Genomic DNA, 14,831 nt, shown 5'->3' with positions numbered 1-14,831 from the left:
TTCAAGCTCCTTGACGTGCTGTTGCTGACTCGCGTCGGCGGTCCTCGACGAGGCCGACCCAGCGTGCCCGCACCTGAGTGGTGGTGTCCAGCCATGCGCCACGCGGAAGACCGGCGGGCGGCTCTTCGTCAGCCATGAGGTAGGTCAGTTCGGCGAGGTACGCGAACTCGACCCCGTTGACACAGTCTTCTGTCAGGCGCTGCCGTGCCTGGGCCAGCGCCTCCGAGGAACCGATGACGACGGCATGCAGGCACTCGGCGAAGCGGACGTAGGCAATGGACGACGTCAGTCCGGCCTCCACCGCCTCAGTGGCTACAGCCTCCGAGCGCTCCGGCAGGTCGCGTGCGATGCCCGCGTCCCTCACCAGCCCCGCGATGCGGTTGTGCGTCTCGGCCCATCGGATCGACACGCCTGCCAGCAGTTCGTCGGCCCGGGCGATCTGCTCGGCTGCCCGGGGGCGGTCCTGGAAGGCCGCGGCGAAAGCGAGGCAGGCTTGCGACAGGGCGGCTTCACCGATCTGTCCGGCGGCCAGAGCCTGGTCACGGCCGACTGCGTAGGCGGAGCATGCCAAGGCGATGGATCCCTGCGGCCACCACAGGTCGCCGAGAACACGGTCCTGGCGCCCCTCCGCTCCCAGATGAAATGCCGCTTCCCTGGCCTGCGGGAAGTTGCCGATCCGCCGGGCGAGATGGATCAGCCCCCGACGGGCTGTCGCGGCGAGCCGGCCGCCCAGGTCGGCGACACGCTGCATCCCGTTCAAGGATTCCTGGAAGTTGCCCAGATCCCGCTCGCACTCGGCCAGGAAGTAGCGCGGCAGTTCCTCCAGACCGGGCGGCAGAACACCGGATTGCAGAACGTCGCGAAGCTGCTGTGCAGTGCTGCTGCGATGTCGTCGCTGCCGCTGGGCGATGGCGGAAAGCGTCACGGCGAGTGCCTGCGCCGGGGTCGGCGTGCCGCTGTTCATCAATTCCGCAGGCGGCTCGATGGGCTCCCAGACGAAGTCGTCGACGTACTGGAAGGCGGCGTCCTCCAGCCAGCCGAGCGGAAGGGCGAACTGGTGGGCCAGGGCCAGGCCTTGGCGAAGAGCTGAGACCAAGCGCGCTCGGTGGGACTTGTCCTCACGGCCGAGGGCGTCGAAGGCGCGCTGCGCGGCCCGCCGCCAGTCGGCGCTCGTCCACCGGTCGTCGCTGGTCGAGTCCGCTTCCCGCACGGCGTCCCGGACCAAGGCGTGCAGGCGGTAGGGCCACGGAGCGCCAGGATCATGGTCGACGAACGGCCGTTCCACCAAGTTCTGAGCCGGAGCATCGTGGTCGAAGCCCGCCGCGGCGGAGGCGAGCGGTACGGAAAAGGTGTCCAGGAGGCTGACGGACCGTACGACGCGTCGCGTCTCTGGGGACAGGTCACGGAAGGTCCGGGCGACCAGAGCGGGGAAGTCGAAGTTGAAGTCGTGCACAGCAGGAGCGTTCCCCGACCGACGGTACAGATCAAGGAACCGCATCGCCGCCAGGTCGAGGTAGAGCGGCAGGCCGTGCGAGTTCGCCGTGATCAGATGCCGGGTCGCGTCGTCCATCATCGGTCGGCCGTCACGCGTCAGGCGCTGTGACAGGTACGTCTCGCAGTCACCGGCGGACAGATAGCCGACCGTGTGCTGCCGGGGCTCCCGCGTCGTGCCCCCAACAAGCTGGGGCCAGCACTCCGGGCCTGCCCAGTCGAGCTGACCCTCGAGTCGCGCATCGTCCCACTGGAGACGATTGCGGCCCGTGATGACGAACAAGACGTTCGGCATCAGCCACACCACCCGCTGGACAAGACGTTCCAGATCACGGTGCACCCGGTCCCCCACGTCCTCGAAAGTGTCAAGGAGCACCACCAGGGTCGCCCGGTGCTTTGCGGGGAGGCTCGCCAGGTCCCAAGCCAGCAGGTGCGGGTAATAGCTGAGCGCATCGTGGTCGGGCGCAGCCTCCAGAAGATCGGCGAAGCGGCTGCACTCCGCCAGCGCCCTGACTCGATGATGCCGTTCTCTCAAGGCACGGACGACGGTCCGTAATCCCTGGCCGACCACCTGGCCCATCGTGCCGGGGAGGGCCACCGCCTGCGCCACGTCCGCCAACGCCGACTGCATCTGTCCGGACAGGTTCCGAGCGCCAGGGAGGGAACTCAACCGGGTACGGCGACGGACGTACTCGTCGAGCGGTTCACCGGGATGGTTGTGCTCCCAGTACCGTTGCAGGGCCAGATCGAACGTCGGCATCGGCTGTCCGATCTCCGCCGCGGCCAGCCGGACGGCCAGGACCAGCGACTCGAAATCGACGCCGGAATCGCGCGACAAGTCTACGCGCGCCGGTATAACAGGGCCGATTCCCTCGTCCAGCGGCGGCCAGTGACCCTCGACCGGAAGTCCTACTGACAGGTGCCTGGCCACACACCGGGACAACGTCGACTTGCCGATGCCACCGACACCGTAGAACGTGAGCACGTTACTGCGGGGCGCCTCAAGGTCTTGGACGTCGAAGCCGTCGGCACGGACGGTATGGACGAGATGGGAGAGGCTGTGCGCCACCGAGTCCCACTCATCACGCCTGTCCGCGAAGTAGTCGACCGCCCTGACTTCGCGATCGTTCGAACGGAACAGCGCCCTCAGATCCGACCCGCTCACCAGCGCCCCTCCGCTTCGACAACGGTGCCAGAAGAGCAGCAGTCCTAACGTACCGTCAAGTCGCGGCAACTCCGGGCAAACATTTCCAGACGGTTCGCCTCACAGGCCGTTCTGCTTCGCCTCTTTGATGCGCTCAGGCGTCCAGTATTCGCGCAGTTCCTGCGGAGACTTGTCGAACCTGTGCTCCAGAGGGCCCCCCGTGTCCTCCGGTGTGTTCACGGCCGCACTCGTCCCGAGGCCCACCGCCACAACGCCGACCACCACCAGTACGGCTGCGACCTTCTTGTTGCCCACAACGGACCTGACGCCCATCGCCGAAGACACCTCCAGATCAACGCGAACCCAATGGTAATATCGACATCCGTGTGACGACCACGTCCATGACCTTGATCAAGACGTGTCCGAGGCTGCCTGATCCGCACGTGGTACAGCTTCCGACACTGATATGGGTGCCCGACACTCGGAACATGCACGTAGGCATCCGTACGGTAACTCTGCGTACGCGGCCCACCTCTGGAACACGCTCCGCGCGTCCGCCACCTTGATCTCATGAGCACAACCACCCCCAGCTCCCCGCCGCCGCACGGACGTTCACGCAGCAGTCCGGGCCGGCGGGCCCCGCCCTTCTCAGCGTCGGCGGCGACTCGCGAGTATGGCGAGAGTGACCATGCCCGTCACCACGGGCAGTCCAGCCAACAGGGTCGCGGGGTGGAGCAGCGTATGGACGTACGGATTCGGCTCGGGGTCGAGGTTTGTCGGGAGTTCGCCCATGGCCATCGCGATGAAGAGGATCACGACGCCCGCAAAGAAGCCGAGCAGCCCGATGAGGACGGCAAGCTGCAGCATCGAGGCGAATCCCTGCCAGCGTCGGCCGTCCGTCCCGCCCGCCGCGGCTTCGGCCCAGCGGACTTCACGGACGGGTCTCCAGTACTTCCCGTAGAAGAAGAGCAAGGTGAACAGCAGGAAAGCGAGCCCTACGGAGACGAACATGCCGTAGAGCCCGGCGTTCTCGTCCTCCCAGCCCACTGCGGCGGCGACGCTGGGCCCGACGAAGACGGCCGGCATGACGATCCACCAGACCAGACAGGTCCGGACGACCTCGATCCAGCGGACCCGGGACCTGCCGACGATCTCGTAGCGGGTGGTCGTCCTGATGGACAAGAGCCCGCTCTCATCGCTGTACCCGGTCTGCCGCACGTAGTACCGACCGAGCGGGACTACCGGCAGGATGACCATGAACCAGCAGGTGGCGAAGAACCCCCCGCTCCCATCGGCACGGGAGTTGGGCAGCAGCATCGTGCCGATGGCGTTGTAGGTCCCTAAATCGGGGAGATCTTCGTCCGGGGCCAGGGGGTACAGAGGGTCGGCCATGAGAAGCATGGCATTCGTCCCGCATCAGTCGGGATGTCCCCACCTCCATGAAGATGGTGCGTTCGATGCTCCACACACTCCCCGTACGGCACCCCGTACGGCACCTGCCTGTACAAGGCGTCCCGTGCGGTTCACCACCACTCCAGAAACACCGTGCCGTTGCTCAGGGACGGATGGGAGACGGGCGTCGCGGGTCCCTCCCCCGAGGTCGACACCACCCTGAAGTCGGCTCGACCACCCCGCGCTCCATACCGGTCGTTGGGCAGGTGAACGGAGGCAACGAACCTCTCCCCGTCCGCCGACACCACCATTCCCTCGGCGACCATCCCGTCGCCCTCACGGACCACGGCGACCGTGGCCCCCTCCGCGCGACCGGAACGGGCGTCCACCGTCCGGAAGGAGCCGGACCGGTCGCGGCACAGCACCCGCTCGTCACCGACCCAGCCGACGATCCCGACGCACCCGCTGAGCAGGACGGCCGAACGTGCCGACGCCTCGGTCAGCGGCCCCGTGGAATCCAGCGTGTCGAAGACGTTCCCGAAGATCTTCGGCACGGTGCCGGTGAGCCGCCGGCCCCCCGGAGCGAGACGGACCATGTTCGCCTGAACGGCATGCGCGGGCTTCCCGGAGACGGCCAGCGGAAGTTCGTGCCCGGTCGCAGGGCCCTCGTCCGACAACCGGTGGTCCCCCTTCGCCGACCGGGAGCCGATCCTGTGCTCGCCGGCCGCTGTCGTGTACGTGAACCACACGGCACGCCCGTCCGGCGACATCACGGCGTTCTGCTCGTCGTCCCGCGTCGCATCGCCCAGGCGCACGAACTCGTCGAGGTCCGCGCCGCTCTCCACGAAGCCGGCGTGAGTGGCCTCGCCGTCGGGATCCCGGAGCACCACGGCCATGCGCGTGAACGCCAGGTCGAACAGGGCACGGACCCGGGGAGTCACGTACTCCAGATCGTCCACGGCGTAGGGCGAGGGACTGTCGGGGCCGGCTCCGCAGAGGTCCACCAGGGGACTGTTGACCGCCTTGGCCCCCGGGTAGTTCGTGAACGCGGCATCGGCCGGGATGGGGAAGACACGCTCCTCACGCACCTCCCACCGCTCGGCATCCCAGGCCTGCACCGAGACACCGGCGTACCGTGCGCCCATGCTGCACGTCGCGGTGACGACGGTGCCCTCGCGGGTGAACGGGCTGTCCGGAAGGGCGTATCCGCGATTGCCACGGTAGGGCGCCGAGGGGCCCGGATCCGGCTCCTTCTCCTCGGACGACGGGCCGCTGCAACCCGGCACGCACAGCACGGCCAGCACGGCAACGAGGACGGCCGCCTTGCCCCTCAGAGCAGGGAGCACATCGCCTCCCCCGGCTTCTCGTGGCACGCAGTCCAGGGAACGGACCCGAAGACCCAGCTCTGCCTTGGGTTCGCCGGGACGGAATCCGTGCGGATGCGGAGCGGTCCGCCCTTGTCGTCCTTCAGTTGGACCCAGCGCCCTCCCGGCACGTGGATGTCGTTGTAGTGGACCTTGATTCCCCACTCGCACGACTGCCCAGGGGGCGCGATCACCTCCGCGCGGAGTCCGCTCGAGGACTGCCCGTTCCCGACCTCGATGAAGCCGGTGGTGAAATAGGGCTCGCCCTGACCTTCGTCGTCATCGGTGCGCACCGGTTCGTCGGCTCGGGGCGGAAGATGGAGCCGGATGCCCTCGTAGGCGACTCCGCCCTGCGGCGGGAGGGCGACGACCGTCCGCGCGGTGCTCTCCCGGCACGTGAGGTCGGTGACCTCCCAGTCGTTGATGGTCACCGAGTACTGCCGGGCGCTGAGCACGGTCATCCTGAACGTGTCGGAGAGTTCCATGCGCCCGCTGGCGATCTGCTCCTCTATGTACTTCTTCGGAGCGTGCTCCAGGAACGGCGCGTAGGCGAGCGGGCGGCCACCCAGTGACTGCAGGTAGGAGAAGACGTCCGAACTGCCCTTCAGGGACTGCATCTTCCGGGCTTCGTCGTCGGTCAGTACCCGGTCGAGCACCATCGCCCATTCACGGGGCTCGCTCTGCTCGGGCCGCACGGACACGGTGAAGGGCGGCTGGTCGGCGTCGTACTCCTTGTTGGAGTCGTTCCCCTTGAACACGCTCGGCCCGATCATGAGGTAGGCCAACAGTGCCCCGCCCAGGGCGCCGAGGAGAGCGCTCCCCGCCGCTACCCACAACCACAGCCTCCTCTTGCGCCGGGAGGATCCGGCAGGCACTCCCAGCGCTTCCGGGAGGACGGTCCGGAGATCGTCGTCGTCACCGCTGCCCGCGTCGGGGTCGGGGTCGGGGTCGGGGTCGGGGTCGGGGTCGCTCGACGGTTGGGGCGGAACGTCCGGGGGGCGCGACGGCGGGGGTGGCACGAGGGCGGGCGGTGTGGTCCCGTCCGGGACTCCGCTCGGCCCGGCCGGCTGCGAAGTGGTGCTGTCCGTGGTGCCGTCCGTGGCGTTACCGACGGCGTTCGGCCTGGGTTCCGGTGTCCCGCCCGATGACGCGGTCGCCGTCATGCCGTCCCCTCACGACGTGGTCCGTGATTCCCGCCCGGAGTCCCGGCGGGAGGAGTCCGTACAGAACCTCCCCCAGTCGGCGCCGACCGTCCCTCACGGCCCACTATAGGGACAACGGCCTTACTCGTACCGTGAGTTGACGCCACCTTGCCCCAGCCCCGCATCGGGCGCATGCCACCCCGCGTACTGCACACTCCCGTCCAGTCGACGAGCTGCATCACCAGACAGCAGACGTCTTCTCGCACGTCGGACAACCTCCAACCTTCGGGGGTCGGGGGTCGGGGGTTCGCCTGGTTTTACGCCGGGCCCTCGGGCGGTTCGAGGGCCTTGCCCAGGAGGTTCACCAGCTCGCGCAGATCCTCGGCCGACAGTCGGGCGAAGGGGGACAGGGCCAGGGTCGCCTCGATGATCGCGGACCGCACGCGTCGGCCGTTCTCCGTCAGGGCCACGACGCGTGAGCGGCGGTCCGCGGGGTCGGCGGAGCGTTCGACGAGGCCTCGGCCGGTGAGTTGGTTCATGACGAAGCTGAGGTTGGGGGCGTTGCAGTAAAGGCGGCCGGCCAGTTGCTTCATCGAGGGGGGTGCCTCGGTCGGGTCGATCGCCCAGAGGGCATGGGCGGTCGCCTGGGTCAGGCCGTGTTCGGCGAGGACGGTCTCGACCCGGTCGCTGGTCTGCAGGAAGAGCTCGTGGTTCGCCGCCACCGCCGCCTCGAGGGTGCTTCGCGTCATGACCTCATCCTAGCCTTTTTGGTTCGAGTCTCGAAGTGTATATTGTTTCGAGACTCGAAGTATCGGCCTCTCGTCGCCGTTCCGTTTGTGCTGTGGGCTGCCCGCGGCGCTGGACAGGAAGCACTCACTCATGCACGACTACACGCATACCACCGCCCTGGTCACCGGCGCGTCGAAGGGGCTGGGCGAGGCCTACGCACGGGAACTCGCCTCCCGAGGCGCCCACCTGATCCTGGTCGCCCGCTCGGCCGACGCGCTCCATGCCCTTGCCGGGCAGCTCCGGGCGGCGCATTCCGTCCGCGTCGATGTGATCGCCGCGGACCTCTCGGACCGGCGGGCCCCGCGGACGGTGGTCGACGCCGTCGATGAACTCGGCCTGGATGTCGACCTCTTGGTCAACAACGCCGGGGTGGGGGCCGTGGGGCCCTTCCTCGGACGTCCCCTCGAACCCACCCTTCAGTCCGTCGACGTGAACGTCACCGCGCTGATCGGCCTGGTGCACCTCCTGGGCGCCCGCATGGTCGAACGCGGGCACGGCGGTATCGTCAACGTCGCCTCCACCGCCGCCTTCCAGCCCATGCCGTACCAGGCCGGTTACGCCGCGACCAAAGCGTTCGTGCTCTCCTTCACCGAGGCGCTCGCCGAGGAGGTCCGAGGTACCGGCGTACGCGTGATGGCCGCCCATCCGGGGGCCACGGCCACCGGGTTCTTCGACGGTACGACGGCTTCCATGAACCCGAAGAGCACGGACTCCCCCGCCGACGTGGCCGCCGGGACCCTCGACGACTTCGCACGCGGCCGGTCCCTCTCCTTCCCCGGGCGTGCCTCCCAGCGGGCCGGGGTCTGGGCGTCCCGGCTGCTTCCCCGCACTACGGTCGCCCGCCTCACCGGCAGCCTCAACCGCAAGGCCGGCTTCGCCGAGGCCGCCGACGTCGGCGAACTCGGCGAACTCGACTCCATCGCCTCGCGGGAGAAGTGATGACCCTGCTGAGCGAGCCGCTGCGCCTTCGCAACGGCTCTGTACTGCCCAACAGGATCGCGAAGGCCGCGATGGAGGAGTTGCTCGCCGCGCCGGGGCAGTTGCCCGGTGACGCGCTCCGCACGCTCTACCGCCGTCTGGCCGCGGGAGGTGCCGGGCTCCTGGTCACCGGACATGTGATGATCGACCGTAGGGCGGTCGCGCAGCCCGGCGACGTCGTCCTGGAACATGACACGCCGCTGGAACCCTTCCGGCACTGGGCGGCGGCCGGCCAGTCGGCGGGCGGGCGGATCTGGATGCAGATCAACCACCCCGGGCGGGTCATTCCCAAAGACCTCGCCAAAACCACCTGGGCGCCCTCCGCGGTACCGATCGATCTCGGCGGCTTGTCCGGCATGTACCCGACCCCCCGGGCGATGACCGCCCAGGACATCGACGACACGGTGGAGCGCTTCGCCGTGACCGCGCGGCGGGCCCGGCAGGCCGGGTTCGACGGAGTCGAGATCCATGCCGCCCACGGTTACCTTCTCTCCCAGTTCCTCTCCCCCTTGGTCAACCGGCGCGACGACCGCTGGGGCGGCAGCCTGCACAACCGCGCCCGCCTGCTGCTCGATGTCGTGGGCGCGGTGCGCGAGCGCGTCGGCACGGGCTTCGCGGTGGGCGTGAAGCTGAACTCGGCGGACTTCCAGCGCGGCGGTTTCGACACCGACGACGCACGTGACGTCATCAAGATGCTGGCCGATGTGGGGGCGGACCTGGTCGAGTTGTCCGGCGGCAGCATCGAGAGCCTGGCCACCGCCGGCTCCCCCGCCGACGGCCGCACCCTCGCCCGGGAGGCGTACTTCCTCGTACTCGCCAAGCAGCTCCTCGCCACCTCGCCGCTGCCACTGCTGCTGACCGGAGGGATCCGGCGGCGCGCGGTCGCCCAGCAGGTGCTCGACTCCGGAGTCGCCATGGCAGGCATGGCCACGGCGCTGGCGATCGACCCCACCCTGCCGAGGCAATGGCTTGCCGGGCGCGAGGCACAGGCCACCGCGCCCCGTACGCTGCTCCGGAACAAGGCGCTCGCGGCCGCAGCCCTCCAGGCCGTCACATCACGCCAACTCGCCCGCCTCGGACAGGGCAAGCCGTCCGGGACGTCCTACTCCCCCGCCGTCGCCCTCCTGGTCGAACGGCTCGTCCGCGCCCGGCGCCGACGCGACTATCTGACATGGGTGTAGCTCTCGTTGAGTGACCTTTCGGGCTCAACCCTGCTTGGGAACGGCACCGCTTCCAAGCTGCCACATTTCGTAGTTCCCACATTCTGCCGTGATCTCGGCCGTCGTCCGAGCCGCGGTGAGGAAGTCGTCGACCACGGGCGAGGTGCGCGACTCCGCCACCGCGAGGCACACCTGATCGGGCGCCAGATCCGGGATGGGCACATAGCTGACGTCCGGATGTGAGTAGAACAGGGTCGCCGAACGGGCCAGGAACGAGATGCCCCGGCCGGCCGCGACATGCTCGAGCGTCTCGTGCACCCCGCGCACCAGGTATCCGGCGTTGGGATGCGGGCGCCTGGTGGGCTGCGTGCTCGGGTCCGCATGCCAGACCAGCGGCTCGCCGGCCAGGTCCGCCTCGGTGAGCTGCTCCCGGCCTGCCAATCGGTGGCCGGCGGGCAGCACCGCCACCCGCGACTCGGTGTACAGCGGAGTGAGGCGCAGGCCGGCCTCGTCGATGGGCAGCCGCACATAGCCGATGTCGATGCGGCCGTCGAGCAGCATCGTGGCCTGGTCGTCCCATTCGATTTGCTGCATGTCCACGATCACGCTCGGGTGCCGGGTGGCGAACTGCCGTACCGCTGGGGTGACCGCGATGCCCGCCCGGAAGCCGACCATGAGGCGCTGGCCGCCGCGCGCGGCCACGGTCACCCTGCGGCGGGCCGCGTGCGCGGAGGCCAGCAGCGGGCCGGCGTCGGTCAGCAACTGCCTACCGGCGTCGGTCAGCGCCACGCCGTGGCTGTCCCTTGTCAGCAGCGGGGTGCCGAGATCCTGTTCCAGCGCGCGGATCTGCCGACTGAGCACAGGCTGCGCGATGTGCAGCTCGTCGGCGGCGCGGCCGAAGTGCAGCCTGTCGGCGACGGCGACGAAGTAGCGCAACTTGCGCAGGTCCAGATCCATGGAGCCTCCCGGTCCGGCGATGCCTCCAGGGTATCGCAACGCCTGAAAGAAGTATTGGACACCCACGCAGGCCAATGGCACTTTTAATAGGTACCTGATGGGCCGGAGCTAATTCGGTACGAGAATTCGACATCGAGAATTCACAGCAGGCCCGGAATCAGAACGACGACGGGGTGGGCATGGCGTCCCATCCAGCTTCAGAAAGCAGGCACTCCATGAGCAGCATCAGCATTGTCGGCCTGGGGAACATGGCCGGCGCTCTCGCGGGCCGGGCGCTCGCCGGCGGCCACGCGGTCGAGATCATCGGCCGCGACCCGGCCAAAGCCAAGGAATTGGCCGCCGCTCTCGACGGCGCCACTGTGGGGGCGGCCGGAGCTGTCCCGGCCGGGGACATCGTCATCCTCGCCGTGCCGTACGGCAGCGCGGCGGCGGTGGTTGGCGAGTACGGGGACGCACTGCGCGGCAAGGTGATGATCGACATCACCAACCCCGTCAACGCCGACTTCACGGGCTTTGTCACCCCCGAGGGCAGTTCCGGCGCGCAGGAGATCGCCAAGGCCGCCCCCGCCGACGCGCATGTCGTCAAGGCGTTCAACACCCTGTACTCCCATGTTCTGGCCGCGGGTCCTGCCGAGGGTCGCCCATTGGACGTGTTCATCGCCGGCGACGACGCGCAGGCAAAGACACTCGTTTCGGAGTTTATCGAGAGTCTGGGAATGCGTCCGATGGATACCGGGAAGCTGCCCATGGCGCGGACACTGGAGAACGCGGCCCTTTTGATGCTGGGCCTCGTCGCCCACTCCGTCAATCACACCAACTTCTTCCTCGGCATCAACATTCTCGACTGAGCGCGCTCGCGCCGAGAAGCACAGCCCTTCCACTCATTCTCACAAGGACAGTCGCATGCGCGTTTTCGTCACTGGCGGGACCGGCCATTCCGGTTCGTACGTCATCCCCGAGCTCATCGCCGCCGGGCACGAGGTCACCGGCCTGGCCCGGTCGGACAGCGCCGCGGCGGCGCTGTCCGCGCAGGGCGCGAAGGTGCGTCGCGGCGACCTCCAGGACCTCGAGGGGCTCAAGGAGGGGGCCGCGGACTCCGACGGCGTCATCCATCTCGCGCACCGGCAGGACCTACTTCCGTCCGGCGGGATCGACGCCGTGGCCGCCGCGGAGCTCCCGATCATGCTCGCGTACGGCGAGGCACTGGAGGGAACCGGAAAGCCGCTGGTTGCGGCCGGGAGCATTGGGTCGCCGGGGAACCTGGGCCGGCCGGCCACCGAAGAGGACCCGGCCCTTCCCGGCGGGGATGAGTACAAGGGCACACTGCGGGCTCGCAACGTCGTGGAAACCGCCGTAGTCGGCCTCGCCGAGCGGGGAGTGCGGTCTTCGGTCGTACGGATTGCCAACATCGCGCACAGCACGACCGACAGTGCCGGATTCCTCACCACGCTGATCGCGCTCGCGAAGGAGAAGGGCGTCGTCGGCTACCCCGGAGACGGAGAGAACCTGTGGAACGCCGTGCACGCCCGCGATGTCGCTTCCTTGTTCCGCCTGGCGCTGGAGAAGGGTCCGGCCGGCAAATACTGGCACGCGGTTGAGGACAAGAACATCCCGCTCCGCGAGATCGCCGAGGCCATTGGCAGCCGCCTGGGCCTGCCCGCCGTGAGCATTCCCGCGGACGTTCTGATGGTGCCGGGATACTTCGGGTTCCTCGCGAACATAGTCACGCAGAACTACCCGGCGTCCAACCTCATCACCCGCCGGACCCTCGGCTGGGAACCCACTCGGCCCAGCCTGCTCGACGATTTGGACAACGGGCACTACTTCTCCGCCGGCTGACGGCAGGACCCGGGTCGTTGTCCGCCAATGTCGATGCCCGACAGGTTGCCGTTCGGGTCCGGCAGTTCATCGCGCACCGGTGACGACCGGACGGTGTTGTCAGTGGTCGCTCCTATCGTGAGCGCATGACGTCGACCCCTTCCGCAGCCGTGCCGCCTCCGTCGCCGACCGTCGAAGACTCGTGGGCGCGCATCGATGCCTGGCTCTCGGAGCACGCCCCGGTGAGCCGGGCGTTGCTGCGGCCGCCCGCCTCTCCTGGCGAGATTGCGGAGGCCGAGCAGCGGCTCGGGGTGGCGTTCCATCCCGAACTGGTGGCGTCGCTGCGCTGCCACGACGGTGTCGAGCTGAGCGAGGGGGCGCCGGTGTTCGCGCTCAACGGACCGTTCGCCGGCGTGGCCGACATCGTGACGAACGCTCTGTTCCTGCGGTCCGTCGGCGAGGACGTCGAGGATCTGTACGACGACAACGACGAGAACGAGGAGGGCGAGGAGGGCGAGGAGGGCGAGGACGACCACGAGCTCAACACGTACTGGCGTCACGAGTGGCTGCTGATCACCCACGGTGTCGTCTGGGACGCCCAGGACGGTCTGTTTCTGACGTGCCGCGCGGGTGACGACTACGGTCGCATCGGGCGCTACTTCAACGAGGACGCCGCCTCGTTCACCGACTGGGCCTCACTCAGTGCGGCACTGTCGGCGTTCGCCGACGCTCTGGAACGGCGGCTGCCCGTCTCGGGACAGGTTCCGCTGGCGTTCGACGGAACGCTGGTCTGGGAGCAGGCCACACCCACCGTCAAAACGGACCCCACCTCGCTGCTCGGCCTTGCCGCGCGGATGCCCGAGCCGGAGCCCGATCCCGTCCGCCCGCGGCCGAAGCCGAAGCCGAAGCCGCCGAAGAACGGCCTGTACGCCACCCTCACCTCGGCGAAGCCCCGGGAACCCGAGCCCCGTCAGCCGGACCTGGTCTTCGCCGAGGGCGTGACTGCGGAGGAACTGCTGTTGCGTGCGGGGGTAGTGCAGCCGGAGACCATCCGCGTGCGGACTCACGCGCAGGCCGAGCGGTCGGCGGCGGGTCTCTGGGCGGCTTCCCGGCCGTTGGTGCGGGCGGGTCGCTGCGGGGACTGGGGATTCCTGATGCAGGGCGCCGGAACCAAGCAACTGACCCGCCCGGAGGTACTGCGCAGGCTGGCCCGGGACACCCGGATCGTGGCCCTCACCAAGCAGGACCGGGAGGCGCGCCTCACGGTGTACGCCGACGGGATCCCCTACGCCCAGGGCGCCCACGACCGCCTTGTCTCGTCGCCGCGGGAGGACTTCATACGGCTGCCGGACGGCACGCACGTGCAGGCGATCGGTGTCGATCCGTGGCCGGGATCGACCGCCGCGTACGTGGACTTGGTCGCCGCCCTGCGGGGCGGGTTCGGCATCGACTTCGACCATGACGCCCTTGAGCGCGCGCTCGACGAGTCACTGCCCAGCGGCCTCGTCCTGCCGGTGCTGGAGGACATTCCCGAGTGGTCGTGCCGTCCGATCTCGCAGTTACGTCACTTCGACCTGGGTGCACTGGTCGAGCGGACGCCCGCACCCCGGTTGCGTGCGGCGATGGCGACGCAACTACGCAGACTCGCCGCGGAGACAGGGCTCGACACCTTCCCCGAGATACCGCGGACTCTGGACGCCGTCGACCTCGGCGACATCCCCGAGCTGGTCGAGGACGGCACACTGGACCTTCGCATGCGCACGCTCGTGGCCGAGGCCGCAGCGGCCCGGCCGGCCCTGGAACCGTCCTGGCGGCGAGACCGGAACGCGCCCGAGTTCCCCGCCACCCGGGACGACTTCCAGGCCTGGCAGCTTCGCGCCGACGCGGCGGACGCGCTGCGCCGCTTCCTCCAGTTGCCATTGCCTGTCGCCGCGGCCGGCATCGTGCACCACCGGCTCAGCGATGACTGGCGCGGCGAACTTGCCGAGGATCTGGCGGCGCAGTGATCGTGAGGTGCCGCCGCGGGCGGAGCACTCCCTGACCGAACCCGGGCACACGCTCAACCAGGCACTCGGCCCCCTGGGCTCTTGGGCTCCTTGGCGCTTGGGGCACCGAGCGGATACGGCGCGACGGCTGCGAGGAGAGGGGTCCTCAGTCGGACGCGTCCTCCTCCTCGCTTCGCTGATGGGCGCGGTCCACCTCGGCCATGTGTGCCTCGGCCCACTCGCGGAGCGCGGCCAGCGGCTCTTCCAGGGTCAGGCCGAGCGGGGTGAGGCGGTAGTACACGCGCGGCGGGACCGTCGGTTCCACTCGGCGGCCGACCAGGCCGTCGCGTGCGAGACCCTGAAGGGTGACCGAGAGCATCTTCTGCGAGATGCCGGCCATCCTGCGCTGCAGTTCCGCGAAGCGCACCTCCTCCGGGGACGCCTCCGCCAGCACCTTGACGGCCATGGAGGTCCATTTGGTGCCGATCCGGTCGAGCAGGCGGCGGGTGGGGCACTGCGGGTCGAACAGGTCTCCCCGAGGACCCTTCGGGGCACGTGACGTCGAGGGGGTCACCTGGAGCTCACCACCTGTGGCAGAAGTGCGGTCTTGG

The 14,831-nt window shown here is 68.9% G+C and carries 13 protein-coding genes; 5 read left to right on the top strand and 8 right to left on the bottom strand.

Annotation, left to right across the window (positions count from 1 at the left end):
* Position 1: 1 nt before the first annotated feature.
* The 6 genes from KUM40_RS14995 to KUM40_RS14970 form a co-directional block, all read right to left on the bottom strand.
* On the bottom strand, positions 2 to 2,656 hold the full coding sequence (locus KUM40_RS14995) for an ATP/GTP-binding protein (protein WP_217166420.1): 2,655 nt from the start codon (positions 2,654 to 2,656) through the stop codon (positions 2 to 4).
* A 99-nt stretch (positions 2,657 to 2,755) separates the two neighbouring features.
* On the bottom strand, positions 2,756 to 2,968 hold the full coding sequence (locus KUM40_RS14990; protein WP_217166419.1) for a hypothetical protein: 213 nt from the start codon (positions 2,966 to 2,968) through the stop codon (positions 2,756 to 2,758).
* Between the two features lie 315 nt (positions 2,969 to 3,283).
* Positions 3,284 to 4,027, bottom strand: coding sequence for a hypothetical protein (locus tag KUM40_RS14985; RefSeq protein WP_217166418.1), 744 nt, complete (start codon positions 4,025 to 4,027; stop codon positions 3,284 to 3,286).
* A 131-nt stretch (positions 4,028 to 4,158) separates the two neighbouring features.
* Positions 4,159 to 5,373 (bottom strand): hypothetical protein, encoded by a 1,215-nt coding sequence (locus tag KUM40_RS14980; protein ID WP_308401149.1) that lies wholly within the window; start codon positions 5,371 to 5,373, stop codon positions 4,159 to 4,161.
* The gene (locus KUM40_RS14975) at positions 5,358 to 6,554 is read right to left on the bottom strand and encodes a hypothetical protein (protein WP_217166417.1); all 1,197 of its coding nucleotides are present in this window, start codon (positions 6,552 to 6,554) and stop codon (positions 5,358 to 5,360) included. Before KUM40_RS14975 ends, KUM40_RS14980 begins: the two co-directional genes overlap by 16 nt.
* A 296-nt stretch (positions 6,555 to 6,850) precedes the next feature.
* Positions 6,851 to 7,282, bottom strand: coding sequence for a MarR family winged helix-turn-helix transcriptional regulator (locus tag KUM40_RS14970; protein ID WP_217166416.1), 432 nt, complete (start codon positions 7,280 to 7,282; stop codon positions 6,851 to 6,853).
* Positions 7,283 to 7,412: 130 nt separating this feature from the next.
* On the opposite strand from KUM40_RS14970, the gene KUM40_RS14965 reads away from it, so the two are divergent.
* Both KUM40_RS14965 and KUM40_RS14960 read left to right on the top strand, forming a co-directional pair.
* A complete protein-coding gene (locus tag KUM40_RS14965; protein ID WP_217166415.1) occupies positions 7,413 to 8,261 on the top strand; it encodes an SDR family oxidoreductase in 849 nt (282 codons plus the stop codon).
* Entirely contained in the window at positions 8,261 to 9,481 is a 1,221-nt protein-coding gene (locus tag KUM40_RS14960) for an NADH:flavin oxidoreductase/NADH oxidase family protein (protein WP_217166414.1), read from the top strand. Before KUM40_RS14965 ends, KUM40_RS14960 begins: the two co-directional genes overlap by 1 nt.
* A 24-nt stretch (positions 9,482 to 9,505) precedes the next feature.
* Here KUM40_RS14960 and KUM40_RS14955 read toward each other — a convergent pair whose 3' ends face one another.
* Complete coding sequence (locus KUM40_RS14955; protein ID WP_217166413.1) at positions 9,506 to 10,417, bottom strand: LysR family transcriptional regulator; 912 nt, start codon at positions 10,415 to 10,417, stop codon at positions 9,506 to 9,508.
* Between the two features lie 215 nt (positions 10,418 to 10,632).
* On the opposite strand from KUM40_RS14955, the gene KUM40_RS14950 reads away from it, so the two are divergent.
* The 3 genes from KUM40_RS14950 to KUM40_RS14940 all read left to right on the top strand — a co-directional run bounded on the left by KUM40_RS14950 (position 10,633) and on the right by KUM40_RS14940 (position 14,241).
* The gene (locus KUM40_RS14950; RefSeq protein WP_217166412.1) at positions 10,633 to 11,265 is read left to right on the top strand and encodes an NADPH-dependent F420 reductase; all 633 of its coding nucleotides are present in this window, start codon (positions 10,633 to 10,635) and stop codon (positions 11,263 to 11,265) included.
* Between the two features lie 55 nt (positions 11,266 to 11,320).
* A complete protein-coding gene (locus KUM40_RS14945; protein ID WP_217166411.1) occupies positions 11,321 to 12,256 on the top strand; it encodes an SDR family oxidoreductase in 936 nt (311 codons plus the stop codon).
* A 125-nt stretch (positions 12,257 to 12,381) separates the two neighbouring features.
* Positions 12,382 to 14,241: an SMI1/KNR4 family protein gene (locus KUM40_RS14940; RefSeq protein ID WP_217166410.1), complete on the top strand. Its 1,860-nt coding sequence runs from the start codon at positions 12,382 to 12,384 to the stop codon at positions 14,239 to 14,241.
* A 145-nt stretch (positions 14,242 to 14,386) separates the two neighbouring features.
* Here KUM40_RS14940 and KUM40_RS14935 read toward each other — a convergent pair whose 3' ends face one another.
* On the bottom strand, positions 14,387 to 14,794 hold the full coding sequence (locus tag KUM40_RS14935; protein WP_217166409.1) for a helix-turn-helix domain-containing protein: 408 nt from the start codon (positions 14,792 to 14,794) through the stop codon (positions 14,387 to 14,389).
* Positions 14,795 to 14,831: the final 37 nt, after the last annotated feature.

The organism is Streptomyces sp. AC512_CC834, assembly GCF_019049325.1.
Taxonomy (GTDB): Bacteria; Actinomycetota; Actinomycetes; order Streptomycetales; family Streptomycetaceae; genus Streptomyces.
The sequence above is the reverse complement of the archived record's forward strand: the minus strand, read 5'-3'. Positions and strand labels throughout refer to the sequence as shown.